This is a genomic window from Enterococcus sp. DIV2449a, assembly GCF_051711225.1.
GTDB lineage: Bacteria > Bacillota > Bacilli > Lactobacillales > Enterococcaceae > Enterococcus_D > Enterococcus_D casseliflavus.
In genome coordinates this window covers 2,135,092-2,149,960 of the sequence record NZ_JBIOME010000001.1, presented here as the reverse complement: position 1 = coordinate 2,149,960, position 14,869 = coordinate 2,135,092, and the positions used below count along the sequence as shown (strand labels likewise).

The following is a 14,869-nucleotide window of genomic DNA, read 5'->3' as shown; positions in this document are numbered from 1 at the left end:
GAGTGATTGATAATGATGCGAGGCATGGGAAATATGCAAGGCATGATGAAACAAATGCAAAAAATGCAAAAAGAAATGATGAAAGAACAAGAAGCGCTGAACAGCAAACAATTTATCGGCGAATCGACAAATGGCTATGTCAAAGCGACCTTTACTGGCGATAAGACGTTACAAGACATTACTATCAATGAAGCGATCGTTGATGCTGACGATGTGGAAATGCTGCAAGATATGATCATTTTAGCTGTCAATGACGGATTGAAGAAAATTGAAAAAGAATCGGAACAAACGATGGGCAAATACACAAGAAACATTCCGGGTCTATAAAAGGAGAAATGACGGTGCAATATCCTGAACCGATCGCCCGATTGATCGACAGTTACATGAAACTGCCGGGAATCGGACAAAAAACCGCGACACGTTTGGCATTTTATACGATCGATATGAAAGAAGAAGTCGTCAATGAGTTTGCCAAATCGTTGCTTAGTGTCAAACGAGATTTGCACTTTTGCAGTATTTGCGGAAATATAACTGAAGAAGATCCTTGTGAGATCTGTAGTGATCCAACAAGAGACAAAGAAACGATTTTAGTGGTTGAAGAGCCTAAAGATGTCATGGCACTAGAAAAAGTCCGGGAGTATCATGGACTTTATCATGTGCTGCATGGCGTGTTATCCCCGATGGAAGGGACAGGTCCAGAAGATATCAACATTGCATCGCTGATACAGCGGCTGCATGATGATCAGGTCAAAGAAGTGATTATTGCGACCAATGCGACCACGGAAGGTGAAGCAACGGCGATGTATATGTCACGTTTGATCAAGCCTGCTGGTATTAAAGTCACGCGTTTGGCTCATGGCTTATCTGTGGGCAGCGATATTGAATACGCGGATGAAGTGACCTTGCTAAAAGCAGTAGAAGGTCGCCGAGAATTATAAAGATATTGGAGGCAATTAGGGTGAATGGATTGTTTATAACCATCGAAGGACCGGATGGTGCTGGAAAAACCAGTGTGATCGAAGAGTTGTATCCTCGGTTACAGCTTGAAGCAACAAGAAAAATCGTGAAAACAAGAGAACCTGGCGGAGTTAAAATCGCTGAAAAGATTCGTAAAATTATTTTAGATCCGCGAAATGAAGAAATGGATGAGCGGACGGAAGCCTTACTTTATGCAGCGGCCCGCCGCCAACACTTGATTGAGGTTGTCCTGCCGGCATTAAATGCTGGACACATCGTGATCTGTGACCGCTTTGTTGACAGTTCGCTTGCCTATCAAGGAGCTGGACGCCGCATCGGGATTCCTGAGATCGCACGGATCAACGAGTTTGCGACGGAAGGAACGACGCCTGATTTTACCTTGTATCTAGATGTTGACTCTGATACTGGCTTGCGTCGCATCCAAGAAAACCGCGCACATCAATATGACCGCTTAGATTCGGAAGGATTGGAGTTTCATCAACGGGTTCGTCATGCGTATCTTAAGCTGGCGGAAGAAAATCCTGTACGCATTCATAAGATTGATGCTAGAATGGGGTTACAAGAAGTTGTTGAATCCAGCTATTCAGCAATCGTTGAATCGTATCCTGCTTACTTCAAGTCAATCTAGAGTAGGTTGGATAACACAAAGGAGATGGTCCCATGAAATTAATTATGGCAATCGTACAAGACAAAGACAGTAATCGTTTGGCAAATGAGTTTATTGATGCCAATATCCGTGCTACAAAATTATCCTCAACGGGTGGGTTTTTAAAGGCTGGCAACAGTACGTTTATCATTGGTATTGAAGACGATCGGGTACAAGATGCATTAGAATTGATCAAAAAAACCTGTCAATCAAGAAAACAATATGTCTCGACACCGATGTCTTTAGACATTTCCTTAGACGGTCAAGTTCCTTATCCAGTCGAAGTCGAAGTCGGCGGAGCAACTGTGTTCGTGCTACCGGTTGACGGATTCCATCAATATTAAAAAAGGAGCTTTTCATGGAGGAGTTATTTCTACAAGAATATCAGCCTCTTGTTTTTGCCCAACTAAAAAAAAGTATCAAGCATGGGCGCATTGCTCATGCTTATCTTTTTGAAGGGGACAAGGGGACTGGCAAGCACGAATTAAGTCTGTGGCTCGCAAAACGCCTTTTTTGTACCAATGTGCAAGAAGAAGCCCCGTGCGGCACTTGCAGCAATTGTCTGCGGATCGCCCAAGGAGAGCATCCTGACGTCATCCAAATCGAGCCGGATGGGCAGATGATCAAAGTCGACCAGATTCGGCAGCTGCAAGAGGAGTTCTCAAAAAGCGGCTTTGAAAGTCGTCTGAAAATCTTTATTTTGTCTCAAGCTGACAAAATGAACAACAGCGCTGCCAACAGCCTATTAAAGTTTTTGGAAGAACCGGTGGGAAACTTTTTGGCGATTTTAGAAACTGAGAGTTTAGGACGTATTTTGCCGACGATTCAGTCTCGCTGTCAGATCATTCATTTTTCGCAGCTGTCAAAAGAAAAACTACAGGAGAAGCTCCAAGAAGAAGGACTTTCCAAAGAGACGAGTCGACTTCTGAGCCACTTGACGAATAGTTATCATAAAGCAGTTGAAATCTCGCAGAATGAATGGTTTAATGAAACTAAGGATGCTGTTAAGCGTTGGGTGAATTACCTTTTGAAGAAAGACCCGCAAGCATTTATTTTTGTTCAGAAAAAATTATTGGGTCTAGCAAAAGAAAAAAATCAGCAATCAGAAATCTTTTTGCTCTTGTTATTTTACTTTCAAGAGGAACGAGATCGATTGTTGGCACAAGGTTTATGGGGAAAAGAGATCAATCGTGCCATTGAAGCCGCATTGCAAGCACAAAAAAAATTGCAAGCCAATGTGTCTTTCCAAGGAGTGGCAGAACAATTTTCCGTGAAAATCATCTATGGATAAAACGCAGCAGCCGGAAAAGGAGACCAGAGATGATCGAAGTTGTCGGAGTGCGTTATCATGACGTGGGCCAGATTTATTTTTACACACCAAAAAAACAGACCTATACCATAAATGAACAAGTCATCGTGGAATCACAAGATGCCAAATGTCTTGCCACGGTGGTTACAAAAAGCAGAAAAATGAATGAGAGCGATTTGCCTCAAGCAGTCAAACCGATCCTGCGTCGAGCGACGAAAAAAGATTTGGAGCAAGCTGCCGCCAATCAAAAAGCAGCAGACGAAGCGTTGAAAATCGGGAAAGAAAAAATCCGAGCACACCAGCTGCCAATGAAGCTGATTCGGGTGGCATATACCTTTGAGCGCACAAAACTGATTTTTTCGTTCACGGCAGAAAGCCGCGTTGATTTTCGTGAGTTGGTCAAAGACTTGGCAAGTGAATTTCATACACGGATCGAACTGCGGCAAATTGGTGTCAGGGATGAAGCAAAGGCGCTAGGCGGAGTTGGACCCTGCGGTCGCAAACTATGCTGTGCGACGTTTTTAGGCGATTTTATCCCAGTGTCCATCAAGATGGCTAAGGATCAAGGACTCTCCTTGAATCCTGCAAAAATTTCAGGGTTATGTGGTCGTTTGATGTGTTGTCTTAAGTACGAAAGTGAAGAGTATGAGCGTGCAAAAAAAGAATTGCCGGATCGCGGCAAGGAAGTTGAAACGCCAGATGGCAAAGGGCGTGTGGTCGGGCTGGATCTGTTGAGCCGAGTGATCAAAGTCCGTTTGCATGATCGGCAAACACCAATCGAGTATGATTATGAAGAACTAGTGACAAAATAAGTAGGTGACCATAATGAGCATGGACAAACGATCAATATATGACGGATTGAATCAGTTAGAAGTGGAGTTGCAAAATTCCTTGAATAATCTAGCGGAAATGAAGCAGTCTTTGCAAGAAATCGTCGAAAAAAATACGACATTAGAATTGGAAAATCAACGCTTACGTGAACACATTCGTGAGTTGAACCAAGTGGCAGATGCACCCGCTGAATCGGTCAAACAAGAGCTTTCTAAATCACGGATGAATTTAGAAAAGATTTACGAAGAAGGATTTCATGTTTGTTATGACTTATACGGTTCTCGCAGAGAACATGACGAACCTTGTGCGTTTTGTCTAGAAGTGATCTATCGTGAAAGCGGCAAATAGCTGACAGACGAAGCGGTTCGTTAGAAAAAAGATCAGTTTCTGCTGGTCTTTTTTTCGAAAGGAGCAGTACATGCAAAAGCAGCAAAGTTATAAACAAGACACTGGGAAACTGTATCTTGTTCCAACACCGATCGGTAACTTGGAAGATATGACGTTCCGATGTGTCAAAATTTTAAAAGAAGCGGACCTGATCGCAAGTGAAGATACTCGAAATACCCAGAAATTGTTGAATCATTTTGAGATTGCGACACCGCAAAAAAGCTTACATGAACACAATTATAAAGAACGGGTGCCACAGCTGATAGAACAGCTGCAAATGGGCAAGACTATTGCCCAATGCAGTGATGCTGGTATGCCCTCCATTAGTGATCCAGGTCATGAATTAGTCAAGGCGTGCTTGGTCGAAGGAATCGCAGTGATTGCGCTCCCAGGACCTACGGCTGGTTTGACCGCGCTGATCGCTTCTGGCTTATCACCGCAGCCGAATCTTTTTTATGGTTTTTTACCTCGTAAGAAAAAAGAACAAAAGCAAGCGTTAAGTGAATTGGCAAGCCAAAAAGCTACGATGATTTTTTATGAGTCACCGTATCGAATCGCAGCGACGATCGAAACGATGAAAGAGGTATTGGGAGAACGTCAAGCAGTTATCTGCCGTGAATTGACAAAAATCCACGAAGAATATTTGCGAGGGACCTTTTCAGAATTGATTGAATACCTCGACCAACAACCAATCAAAGGGGAATGCTGTCTATTAGTGGAAGGCGCTTCTGAAATCCCTGAAGTCGTTTATGAAGGAAGCTATGCTGAACAGGTGGCAGCCTTGATGGAAGAGGCAGACTTGTCTTCGAAAGAAGCCATCAAAGAAGTGGCTAAACGCAATCAAGTGAAGAAACAGCTTGTTTATCAAGCCTACCATCAATTAGAAACGTAATCATACCGAGAATTCTCTCGGTATTTTTTTGTCTTTTTTCGGACTTGTGTTAAATTATCTGACATCAATAGTTAGCTATTTTCAGAAAATTCACGGTTTTCTCAGAAAAATCTAGATTATTTGAAAATATGATGTTAGGATAGATAACATAAAGAAAAGGAGGCGTCAAAAATGAACACAGGGAATATTGCATTTATTTTAATTTGTAGCGGCATGGTTTTTCTTATGACTCCAGCATTGGCATTTTTTTACGGAGGATTGGAACGTCGCAAAAACATCCTCAATACCATGATGATGGTGATTTGTACGATGGGCTTGGCGTCTGTGCTATGGGTCGCTTTAGGGTATACCTTATCTTTTAGCGGCACAGGCTCATTTATTGGGAATTTAGATAAAGTCTTTTTCAATCATGTCTCGATGACAGAAGGAGAAGGGATTCCTGAAGGGTTATTTGCGGCCTTTCAAATGATGTTTGCCTTGATCACAACGGCGATCATTACTGGATCTGTCGTGGGCAGAATGCGTTTCTCAGCTATTTTCCTATTTATCGGCTTCTGGCTAGTTCTCGTGTATTTTCCAATGGCACATATGGTATGGGGCGGCGGTTTCTTAGATGCGATCGGCTCGATCGATTTTGCAGGAGGCAATGTCGTTCATATCAGTTCGGGTATCAGTGGGTTAGTCTTAGCGGTCGTTGTCGGTAAGCGGCGAGAATTTCATCAAACCGAATATCGTCCTCATAATATTCCCTTTGTTGTACTAGGTGCTGGCCTTTTATGGTTTGGCTGGTTTGGCTTTAATGCTGGCTCTGCGTTAGCAGCTGATGGTCTAGCGATCCACGCCCTAATGACCACGAATACGGCAGCAGCCAGTGCGATGCTTTCTTGGATGCTGATCGAAAAAATCGTGTTGGGCAAACCGACGATCGTTGGTGCGTGTACTGGAGCCGTCGTGGGCTTAGTTGCCATCACACCAGGTGCGGGATTTGTCTCGCTTTGGTCTTCCTTTATCATTGGCGCTTTAGTCAGTCCGTTTTGCTACTTCTTTATTTCTGTCATCAAACATCGTCTAGGATTAGATGATGCGCTGGATGCCTTTGGCTGCCATGGCGTAGGCGGGATCTTTGGCGGTTTGATGACGGGGATCTTTGCGGATCCAGCAGTGGGTGGACGGTCAGGATTGCTCTATGGCGGCGTTGATCTTTTTCTCGCACAAGCCGAAAGTATCGTATTTACGATTCTATTCGCAGGTATCTTATCCTTTGTCATTATCACTTTGATCAAATGGGTAATGCCGATTCGCGTATCGCAACAAGAAGAAGCAGTGGGGATGGATCGGATCGAACATGACGAAACGGCCTATCCTACCTTTATGGGGTTAGACTCTTAAGAGTGGAGGAGCAGTCATGAAAAAAGTTGAAGCGATTATTCGCCAAGAAAAATTAGAAGAACTAAAGGCCGCTTTGGATCAGTCTGATTTGATCAGCGGCATGACAGTCAGTCAAGTGCTGGGCTGTGGCAATCAAAAAGGCCTCAAAGAGTTTATTCGTGGCCAAGAAGTGATCACAACTCTTTTACCAAAAGTAAATGTCCGTTTTGTTTTAGCAGATGAAAAAGTCGATGCGGTGATTGAGCTGATTGTATCGATCTGTCGGACAGATGAAGTCGGTGACGGCAAAATATTCGTCTACCCGTTGGAAGAAGCGATTCGGATTCGCACTAATGAACGAGGGGAAGCTGCCTTATAGTAGAACTTCTTGGACCATGAAGAGGGCCGCAAAAGCAGTGAATGTAGAAGGAAGGACCAATGAAGATTGGTCCTTTTTGCGTGCTTCCCTCGATTCCTTGCTTGATAGGGAACCTCTGTTCGTTTATAATAAGAAGTGAGGTGAACAACGATGTCGGAACTGCAATTTCCCTTAAAAAATGATACGAGCCGCAAAATTATTCATATTGATATGGATGCTTTTTTTGCTTCGGTGGAAGAAAGGGATGATCCAGAGCTTGCCAAGCATCCCCTCGTCATTGCCCGTCACCCAAGTGATACTGGCGGACGAGGAGTGGTCACGACCGCCAATTATCTGGCACGACAATATGGCATCCACTCGGCAATGAGTGCGCAAAAAGCTTATGAGCTTTGTCCGCAAGCGATTTTTAAACCGGGAAATCATCAAAAGTATCGTGAAGTGTCCCAGCAAGTCAGAGAAATTTTTCATCGATACACCGACATCATCGAACCAGTTTCTATTGATGAAGCGTATCTAGATGTCACAGTCAACAAGATCAATTGTCCTTCAGCAATTAAGATCGCTCGTTTGATTCAACGAGACATCTGGCAAGAGACTCATCTGACCTGTTCGGCAGGAGTCAGTTACAACAAATTCTTGGCAAAACTGTCTTCGGATTATCATAAACCACGAGGATTGACGGTGGTGATGCCAGATGAGGCAGTGGCATTTTTGCAACAATTACCCATTGATAAATTTCACGGGATCGGGAAGAAAACTGTTCCGCGGATGCATGAGTTAGGTATTTTTACAGGAGCTGATCTGTATGGCTGGAGTGAGATGGCGCTGATTCGTGAATTTGGCAAAATGGGGTATTCCTTGTATCGGAAAGTTAGAGGGATCCATGATTCCCCAGTTAGTGTGACGAGAGAACGGAAATCAGTTGGAAAAGAGCATACATACGGCAATCCATTAACCAGTGAAGAACAAGTATTGAGCCAGTTACGGGCTATCGCAGAAGAAGTCGAAAGATCACTGAAGCGCACACAAAAACATGGCAAGACGGTCGTGTTGAAAGTTCGTTACAGTGATTACTCTACGATCACCAAGCGAGTGACCTTGCCAACCTATGTTCATAAAAAAGAACAGCTATTTTCCGAAGCAAGTCTGATTTGGGAAGAAATTTTAGGTCTGGAAAAAGGCATCCGTCTTTTGGGGATCACCGTCACAAATCTTGATCCACTGACCTATGAAAATATCGTACTGCCCTTATGGCAACTATCTGACGAGCAGTAGGCTGAAGAGGAGGAGCAAAATGACACTCTATCAAGTATATGACACGATGACAGGATTGGCTAATCAGGAGCGAAGTGAAAAAATGGCCGCCTACATGCGGCATCAGTTTGATTTTTTAGGCATTCCTACGCCGTTGCGCCGCCAGCAGGAGAAAGCGACCTTCAAAGCTGCAAAACAAACGAAAACGGTTGATTGGGACTTTATCGATCATTGTTGGCAAAGCAGCTATCGGGAACACCAATACCTTGCGATTGATTATTTAGTGGTGATGGAGCCGTTTCTAGCGGCCATCGATCTGGCAAAAATTGAACAGCTAGTCATAACAAAAGCTTGGTGGGATAGCGTGGACGCCCTAAGTGAGGTTGTCAGAAAACTAGTTCGCCGACTGCCAGCGTTAAAAGCTGAAATGCTTCGCTGGAGTCTTGAGGAAAATCTTTGGCTGCGGCGAGTGGCAATACTCCATCAACTGCTGCAAAAAGAACAGATGGATCAACCACTGCTTGAAGAGGTCCTCGTCAATAATTTGGGGAGTTCTGAATTCTTTATCAACAAAGCCATTGGTTGGAGCTTACGAGATTATGCCAAGACGAATCCTCAGTGGGTCCAAGACTTTCTGCTTCGCTATCAAACAAGTCTGGCGCCTTTGACGATTCGTGAAGCAAGTAAGTACCTGTAAAAAGCTTGGTCACTGAGTTGATATAACATAAAAAAACACCGTGCATCATCTTTGAAGGAAGAGGAGGTGACCGCCAAAAGTTCGATTTTTTGGTCTAACTTTTGGGGTCACCTCAAGATGCACGGTGTTTTTAGTTTTTAAATTTGTTTTTTGATTTGTTCGTAGCTTGCTTCAGCATCTTTGCACTTTGCCCAGATAACCGCTTTTCCTTGTTCCCGAGATGCAGCAAGATCAATGATTCGTTGATTGCTGCTGCCGCGAAACTGCAAGTTTAAATTTCGTTTGCTCAGTTCAAAACGACCGTCGACTAAAATATCGATTTTGGATAAAAGTTCCAATTTATCGGGTGTTTCCAAAAGCAATTCTTCATAGGTGTAGCCTGACCAGCTCCAAATATCTTTGCTGTGCCCAAATTCAGCACGAACCCGATCAACGACTTTCAGACAGACTGTTGTGTTCAAGAAAGGTTCGCCGCCTAGGAGGGTCAGCCCTTGGACATAATCATGCCGCAGATCTTCGATGATTCGATCCTCTAGTTCTTGCGTAAAAGGTGTACCATAGCGAAAGTTTTGGACCGCTTTGTTAAAACATCCTTCACAAGCAAAGAGACAGCCGCTCACGTATAAACTATTTCGAATGCCTTCACCATCAACAAAGTTGAAGGCTTTGTAATCAGCAATATAATTTTGGCTATATTCTTTGGCTTGCCATTCTTTAGGTTTCGGATTTCTCATAAGAAAACTTCTTTCTATCATGAATTACAGGGATTGGTCTTCAAGAAAAGGAGTGTAGAAGAAATCTAGCACTCCTTTTTCGTTTATTCTTGCAAATGTTTGACCCGGGCAGAAATTTCTTTGTGCCGTCCATTGACCATTGGACGAGCTTGAGGATTTCCAAGATACCCACAGGTTCTTTTGACGACGTCACAACTTTTTGGGTCATGATTGCCGCATTGCGGGCATTCGAAGCCCCGTTCGGTTGGATTGAAATCTCCTTCATACCCACACTCATAACAGTGATCGATAGGGGTATTTGTTCCAAGATAGGCGACCCGATCATAAGCGTAATCCCAAACCGCTTCTAACGCTTTTGGATTTTGCTGCAAGACTGGGTATTCACAGTAATGAATAAACCCGCCAGAACAGTATTTTGGATATTCTTTTTCAAAATCAAGTTTTTCAAATGGTGTCGGATTTTTCCGCACATCATAGTGGAAGCTGTTGGTGTAGTATTCTTTGTCGGTAATGTTTTCAACTTCACCGAATTTTTCGGTATCCAAGCGGCAGAAACGATCAGTCAGGCTTTCACTAGGCGTCGAATACACGCTGAAATGATAGCCGTATTCATCGCCCCAAGCATCTGCATGAGCTTTCAATTCTTTCACGATCGCTAGGGTAAAGGCTTTTGCTTCTGGATCTTGTTCCCATGTTCCACCATAAAAAGCCGAAGCAGCTTCATACAAACCGATATATCCAAGAGAAACAGTAGCACGTTTGTTTTTGAATAGTTCATTCACATTGTCTTTGCGATCCAAACGTTCACCGAAAGCCCCATACATATAAAGGATCGGCGCATTCGCAGGGCTGGCTTCTTTACAGCGCTCCACCCGATAGACAAGAGCATCCTTGACGATTTGCAGACGGTCTTCCAGCAGCGTCCAGAATTTTTCTTGATCACCATTTGCTTCTAAGGCGATCCGAGGAATATTCAATGTTACGACGCCTAGATTCATCCGACCGACATTGACTTCTTCGCCACGTTCGTTTTTCCAGCCTTGCAAGAAAGAACGACAGCCCATCGGCACTTTAAAGCTGCCGGTCAATTCAACCAATTTATCATAATTCAAAATATCAGGATACATCCGTTTGGTGGCACACTCTAAAGCCAGTTCTTTAATATCATAGTTCGGATCGGTAGGGGCCAAGTTGACGCCACGGCGAATACTAAAGATCAATTTTGGAAAAATAGCGGTACGCTTCTCACTGCCTAACCCGTTGATGCGAATTTGGAGAATCGCTCGTTGGATCTCCCGTTCGAACCAGTTGGTTCCTAAACCAAACCCAAGGGAAGTAAACGGCGTTTGTCCGTTTGAGGTGAATAACGTATTGATTTCGTATTCTAGACTTTGCATTGCATCGTAGATATCTTTGCGCGTTTTGCTCTTCGCATAAGCTTCCCGACGTTCAGGCGACTCGATCCATTCTTCGGCATCTTTTAGATGCTTTTGATAATTCAACTCAGCAAAAGGAGCCAATAATTCATCTGTTCGATCAGCAGAACAGCCGCCATATTGACTCGATGCTACGTTTGCAATGATTTGTGAGATTTGAGCGGTGGCCGTTTGGATTGATTTTGGCGATTCCACTTCGGCGTTCCCAATTTTAAACCCATTATTCAGCATGCCTTTAAAATCGATCAAGCAGCAGTTGGTCATTGGGGTGTAAGGATGATAATCCAAGTCATGGTAATGAATGTCGCCTTTTTGGTGAGCATTTGCCACGTGAGGAGGGAGCATTTTCAAACCGATCGATTTTCCTACGATCCCAGCGGTCAAATCACGTTGTGTATTGAACACATTGCTATCTTTATTGGCATTCTCATTGACGACCGATTGATCTTTATTCATCAATTTGTTGATCGTAAAGTTGATGTCTGTGGCTTTGCTGCGCTCGAAATCACGATGGGTCCGATAGTTGATATATTCTTCAGCCAAGGCATACTCGTTTTTTGCTAATAAGATATGCTCGACGATATTTTGGATCTCATAGATTTTTACATTCGTACGAAAACGTTCCGCGATCTCGTGATCGACACTGTCAACGATCTCGGTGATTTTTTCGTGGTCGATGGGAGAAAGCTCGCCGTTGATTTTTCTTAGGGCTTTCACTAACGCATCGTAAATTTTTTGATCATCAAAATCGACAAGCCGTCCATCACGTTTTACGATTTTTAACTGACGCAAAGCGGACTGTCTTTCCAACCCTTGCTCAGGATTTCTCTTAATGTTCATCATTTCTACCACTCCTTATCTTCCTCAATATAATAAAACAAATTGTAGAAATGAGCAACTATATATAGTGGTGAATAAGGGTTGGTAAATTGGATATACACAATATATGGTGTATATTCATTGGAGTGTTTTCTGAGAAAACTGATAAGATTAAGGATTTGGTTGTTCCATGTTTCACATAATGAATAAAAAACTTTTTTAAATTTATTTTTTCTCTGTTTTGAAGCAGAAGTATTCAATGAAAAAGTATGCTACCATAAGGAGAGAATTTTATTAAAGGAGGGTTCTATGTGAAAAATATGATTGATGTGAAGCATCTGACCAAAAGTTACGGCACTCGTTTCAATCAAACCAAAGTATTAGATAACCTTTCTTTTGCAGTGGATCAAGGAGAATTTGTCGGGGTCATGGGGCCCAGCGGCGCTGGGAAAACGACCTTGATGAATCTGTTGTCTTCAATCATGCGACCTAGCTTAGGCTCGATCTATATCGATGGCAAAGACATTACCCGAATGTCGGAAAAAGCCCTCAGTGATTTTCGTCGTCAGCAGATCGGTTTTATCTTTCAAGACTTTAATCTTTTAGAGACGTTGACTGCCAGAGACAATATCTTGCTTCCCCTTGCCATTGATCGCTTGCCCGTAAGTGAAACCCAAGAGCGCATTGAACAAACGGCCAATTTGTTAGGAATCGAGCACTTGTTAGATCGCTACCCAGAAGAATTGTCTGTAGGGCAAAAACAGCGGGTCGCTGCTGCTCGAGCAATCATTAGTCGTCCGGCGGTCCTTTTTGCTGATGAACCCACTGGCGCCCTTGATTCAAAAGCGGCGACAGAATTGTTACGGTATTTAGCGCAAATCAATCAACAAGAGAAAACAACGATCTTGATGGTCACCCATGATCCTTTCACCGCCAGCTACTGCAACCGAATTTTATTCATCCGAGACGGTGTCTTCTTTGCAGAAGTCGTCAAAAAAGGCGGGCGTCAGGAATTTTTCGAAAAAATCATCGATATGCAGGCAACGATTGGAGGCGGTCCGCGCCATGTTGTTTAAAATCGGCTGGCGGAGTTTCTTGCGGCAGTTTCGCAACTATATGGTGTATTTTATTTGTATGATGACCGCCGTGATGATTTTTTATTCCTTTAACGCCTTGATGAATGATCGTCTGCTGAATCAACGGGTCCAGCAAGATATCCGCATTGAAGGGGTTTTAGGATTCGGCAGCAGTGTGGTTGCCTTTGTCGTTTTGTTTTTTATGCTGAGTGCCAATCATTTTTTTCTTAGTCAGCGGCAAAAAGAAATCAGTGTTTACCAGCTTTTGGGGCTGCGGCAAGGTCGTCTGGCTTGGCTGTTGCTGCGGGAAACGTTTCTATTGAACTTTTTCTCTTTAGTGACCGGCATCTTTATGGGGATTATTTTTTCGAAATTTTTTTCTATGATTTTGATTCGAGCGATGGGCTTGAATTTAACGAGTCATTTCTTTAATTCGCCCCAATCGATTTTTTCAACGGTTTTTGTCTTTATCGCGGCGATGATTATTTTGAGTATTCAAGTGATCCTTTTTGTATGGCGTACCCCAATGAGTGAGCTGATCAAGACTGAATACCGCTTACCGATCAAGAAAATGAAAATGACCCCGTTTCGTTCATTAATGGGGGTTCTAGGTCTGATTCTACTGGGGGTAGGCTACTATTTGTCTTTGACCCTGCGGGAAACTTGGACCAACTATATCACGTACACACAAGATTTTTCAGCAATTTTATGGATTCCTTTATTGATTCTGTTTTGTTGTGTGACGGCAACCTATCTTTTTTTTGATTGCTCGTTGCCGGCATTGTTATATTTTTTGAGTAAGCCGAAAAAACGTCTTATCAAAGGGGCGAAACTGATTGCTTACAATAACGTGCGGGCTTACTTGCAAAGAACGTGGAAAAGCTATGCGCTTTTGACGATCATCACAGCGATCGCAATCTCCCTGATCGGGGGAACGATGGGGGTCATCTCATTAAACTATCAAGCAACGAACCGCATTTATCCAACGTCCTTTCAAGTGTCAGAAGAGCAGGCAGATACCTTGCGGGACCTTTTAGAAAAAGCCGATACACCGATTATTGCCGAACAATCGATTCCCTATAAAATGACCAATATGACGGTTCAAACCCGTTACCTTGGAGAGTTGCAAGACGAAAATATTGAAAATATCATGGTGAATCTGGTCGCTTTTTCTGATTATCAGCGTCTGCGAAAACTGGTTCCCGATGCCCCGGAGATTCAACTGAGTACTGATAAACAAGCGGTGCTTTTTGACAGTCAATACGATGTGACTCGTTCGTTTATCACCTATCGCGATGAGGTCAAAATCGGCAATCAACATACGTTCAAACTCATTCAAGCAGAACAGGATTATTTTGGGGATTCTGCCTTGCGCTATTCCTTGCCGAATGTCCTTGTCATCCAAGATTATGCGTACCAGCAAGTTGAGGGCTTCACCTATAGCGTTGCTTATTTACAAACAGACAAGGTGCAAACGGAGAGCTTGACTCAGCTGCTAGATGAAGAGCTGCCGATCGAGTGGACGCATCCTTTGACCTATGAGTTTAGCGATGACCAAAAAAGCGTGCGTTTTTATCCAGAGACTGCCCGAGATTCCACCAGTGAGAATAACCAGATGACCGCATATCGACTGACCTTAGCGAATCGTTTTACAACGATGCGCGGCGTGCGGCGGCAAGCAGGAATCGTTTTGTTTGTGTCATTATTTGTAGGTGTGATCGTTTTGATCACGACATCCAGCAGTTTGATCGTTCGGCAATTTTCAAATACCGAGCGGGAGAAACACAATTACCGATTATTGACCAAACTAGGTTACACCCGAAAAGAAGTACGTAAACTCGTTTACTGGCAAAACATCTGGATTTTTATGCCAGGTACGTTACTGGCGATCTTGCATGCCGTCTTTGCCATTAATACCTTCACCCAAATCATCGACAGTCCTGGGTATTGGGTGGCTCATTTGTTTGCGGCAGTTGCAGCAGTCGTCTATCTATTTGCCTATTTGATTACCGTCAAGCTGTGTCTGCGAATAATTGAAACTTGATTGAATTCTTGATAAAACG

Annotated in this window: 16 protein-coding genes; 14 read left to right on the top strand and 2 right to left on the bottom strand. The window is 43.3% G+C overall.

All coding sequences use genetic code 11. From position 1 onward, the window contains the following. The first annotated feature begins 12 nt into the window (after positions 1-12). From IGI76_RS10070 to IGI76_RS10015, 12 genes are all read left to right on the top strand, one after another. The gene (locus IGI76_RS10070) at positions 13-327 is read left to right on the top strand and encodes a YbaB/EbfC family nucleoid-associated protein (protein WP_005229811.1); all 315 of its coding nucleotides are present in this window, start codon (positions 13-15) and stop codon (positions 325-327) included. A gap of 14 nt (positions 328-341) precedes the next feature. After that, a complete protein-coding gene (gene recR, locus IGI76_RS10065; protein WP_005229813.1) occupies positions 342-938 on the top strand; it encodes a recombination mediator RecR in 597 nt (198 codons plus the stop codon). Between the two features lie 20 nt (positions 939-958). Then, on the top strand, positions 959-1,606 hold the full coding sequence (tmk, locus tag IGI76_RS10060; RefSeq protein WP_005229815.1) for a dTMP kinase: 648 nt from the start codon (positions 959-961) through the stop codon (positions 1,604-1,606). A 32-nt stretch (positions 1,607-1,638) separates the two neighbouring features. Then, positions 1,639-1,968, top strand: coding sequence for a cyclic-di-AMP receptor (locus tag IGI76_RS10055; RefSeq protein ID WP_005229817.1), 330 nt, complete (start codon positions 1,639-1,641; stop codon positions 1,966-1,968). 14 nt (positions 1,969-1,982) lie between these two features. Beyond that, a complete protein-coding gene (holB, locus tag IGI76_RS10050; protein ID WP_015509950.1) occupies positions 1,983-2,915 on the top strand; it encodes a DNA polymerase III subunit delta' in 933 nt (310 codons plus the stop codon). 29 nt (positions 2,916-2,944) lie between these two features. After that, positions 2,945-3,745, top strand: coding sequence for a PSP1 domain-containing protein (locus tag IGI76_RS10045; RefSeq protein ID WP_005229821.1), 801 nt, complete (start codon positions 2,945-2,947; stop codon positions 3,743-3,745). 19 nt (positions 3,746-3,764) lie between these two features. Beyond that, the gene (locus IGI76_RS10040; RefSeq protein WP_026008088.1) at positions 3,765-4,112 is read left to right on the top strand and encodes a DNA replication initiation control protein YabA; all 348 of its coding nucleotides are present in this window, start codon (positions 3,765-3,767) and stop codon (positions 4,110-4,112) included. Positions 4,113-4,182: 70 nt separating this feature from the next. Then, on the top strand, positions 4,183-5,043 hold the full coding sequence (gene rsmI / locus IGI76_RS10035) for a 16S rRNA (cytidine(1402)-2'-O)-methyltransferase (protein WP_015509949.1): 861 nt from the start codon (positions 4,183-4,185) through the stop codon (positions 5,041-5,043). Between the two features lie 171 nt (positions 5,044-5,214). Then, positions 5,215-6,432, top strand: a complete 1,218-nt coding sequence (locus IGI76_RS10030; RefSeq protein WP_195961201.1) for an ammonium transporter — start codon at positions 5,215-5,217, stop codon at positions 6,430-6,432. Positions 6,433-6,448: 16 nt separating this feature from the next. Then, a complete protein-coding gene (locus IGI76_RS10025; RefSeq protein ID WP_005229830.1) occupies positions 6,449-6,790 on the top strand; it encodes a P-II family nitrogen regulator in 342 nt (113 codons plus the stop codon). Positions 6,791-6,940: 150 nt separating this feature from the next. After that, positions 6,941-8,065: a DNA polymerase IV gene (gene dinB / locus IGI76_RS10020; protein WP_005229832.1), complete on the top strand. Its 1,125-nt coding sequence runs from the start codon at positions 6,941-6,943 to the stop codon at positions 8,063-8,065. A gap of 19 nt (positions 8,066-8,084) precedes the next feature. Then, positions 8,085-8,741: a DNA alkylation repair protein gene (locus IGI76_RS10015; protein WP_016610941.1), complete on the top strand. Its 657-nt coding sequence runs from the start codon at positions 8,085-8,087 to the stop codon at positions 8,739-8,741. Positions 8,742-8,878: 137 nt separating this feature from the next. Here the strand turns inward: IGI76_RS10015 and nrdG are convergent, their stop codons facing one another. Both nrdG and nrdD read right to left on the bottom strand, forming a co-directional pair. Next, on the bottom strand, positions 8,879-9,475 hold the full coding sequence (nrdG, locus tag IGI76_RS10010) for an anaerobic ribonucleoside-triphosphate reductase activating protein (protein ID WP_005229836.1): 597 nt from the start codon (positions 9,473-9,475) through the stop codon (positions 8,879-8,881). An 83-nt stretch (positions 9,476-9,558) separates the two neighbouring features. Further along, positions 9,559-11,754, bottom strand: coding sequence for an anaerobic ribonucleoside-triphosphate reductase (gene nrdD / locus IGI76_RS10005; protein ID WP_034869343.1), 2,196 nt, complete (start codon positions 11,752-11,754; stop codon positions 9,559-9,561). 287 nt (positions 11,755-12,041) lie between these two features. Here nrdD and IGI76_RS10000 point away from each other — a divergent pair, with 287 nt between their 5' ends. Next, entirely contained in the window at positions 12,042-12,806 is a 765-nt protein-coding gene (locus IGI76_RS10000) for an ABC transporter ATP-binding protein (RefSeq protein WP_005229848.1), read from the top strand. Further along, positions 12,796-14,850: an ABC transporter permease gene (locus IGI76_RS09995; protein WP_311902353.1), complete on the top strand. Its 2,055-nt coding sequence runs from the start codon at positions 12,796-12,798 to the stop codon at positions 14,848-14,850. Before IGI76_RS10000 ends, IGI76_RS09995 begins: the two co-directional genes overlap by 11 nt. Positions 14,851-14,869: the final 19 nt, after the last annotated feature.

What these genes read in the sequence shown, in the direction of transcription:
- IGI76_RS10070 (WP_005229811.1), top strand. Translation starts at nt 13, where the DNA reads ATGATGCGAGGCATGGGAAATATGCAAGGCATGATGAAACAAATGCAA.
- IGI76_RS10055 (WP_005229817.1), top strand. Translation starts at nt 1,639, where the DNA reads ATGAAATTAATTATGGCAATCGTACAAGACAAAGACAGTAATCGTTTG.
- holB (WP_015509950.1), top strand. Translation starts at nt 1,983, where the DNA reads ATGGAGGAGTTATTTCTACAAGAATATCAGCCTCTTGTTTTTGCCCAA.
- IGI76_RS10045 (WP_005229821.1), top strand. Translation starts at nt 2,945, where the DNA reads ATGATCGAAGTTGTCGGAGTGCGTTATCATGACGTGGGCCAGATTTAT.
- IGI76_RS10040 (WP_026008088.1), top strand. Translation starts at nt 3,765, where the DNA reads ATGGACAAACGATCAATATATGACGGATTGAATCAGTTAGAAGTGGAG.
- rsmI (WP_015509949.1), top strand. Translation starts at nt 4,183, where the DNA reads ATGCAAAAGCAGCAAAGTTATAAACAAGACACTGGGAAACTGTATCTT.
- IGI76_RS10030 (WP_195961201.1), top strand. Translation starts at nt 5,215, where the DNA reads ATGAACACAGGGAATATTGCATTTATTTTAATTTGTAGCGGCATGGTT.
- IGI76_RS10025 (WP_005229830.1), top strand. Translation starts at nt 6,449, where the DNA reads ATGAAAAAAGTTGAAGCGATTATTCGCCAAGAAAAATTAGAAGAACTA.
- dinB (WP_005229832.1), top strand. Translation starts at nt 6,941, where the DNA reads ATGTCGGAACTGCAATTTCCCTTAAAAAATGATACGAGCCGCAAAATT.
- IGI76_RS10015 (WP_016610941.1), top strand. Translation starts at nt 8,085, where the DNA reads ATGACACTCTATCAAGTATATGACACGATGACAGGATTGGCTAATCAG.
- nrdG (WP_005229836.1), bottom strand. Translation starts at nt 9,475, where the DNA reads ATGAGAAATCCGAAACCTAAAGAATGGCAAGCCAAAGAATATAGCCAA.
- nrdD (WP_034869343.1), bottom strand. Translation starts at nt 11,754, where the DNA reads ATGATGAACATTAAGAGAAATCCTGAGCAAGGGTTGGAAAGACAGTCC.
- IGI76_RS09995 (WP_311902353.1), top strand. Translation starts at nt 12,796, where the DNA reads ATGTTGTTTAAAATCGGCTGGCGGAGTTTCTTGCGGCAGTTTCGCAAC.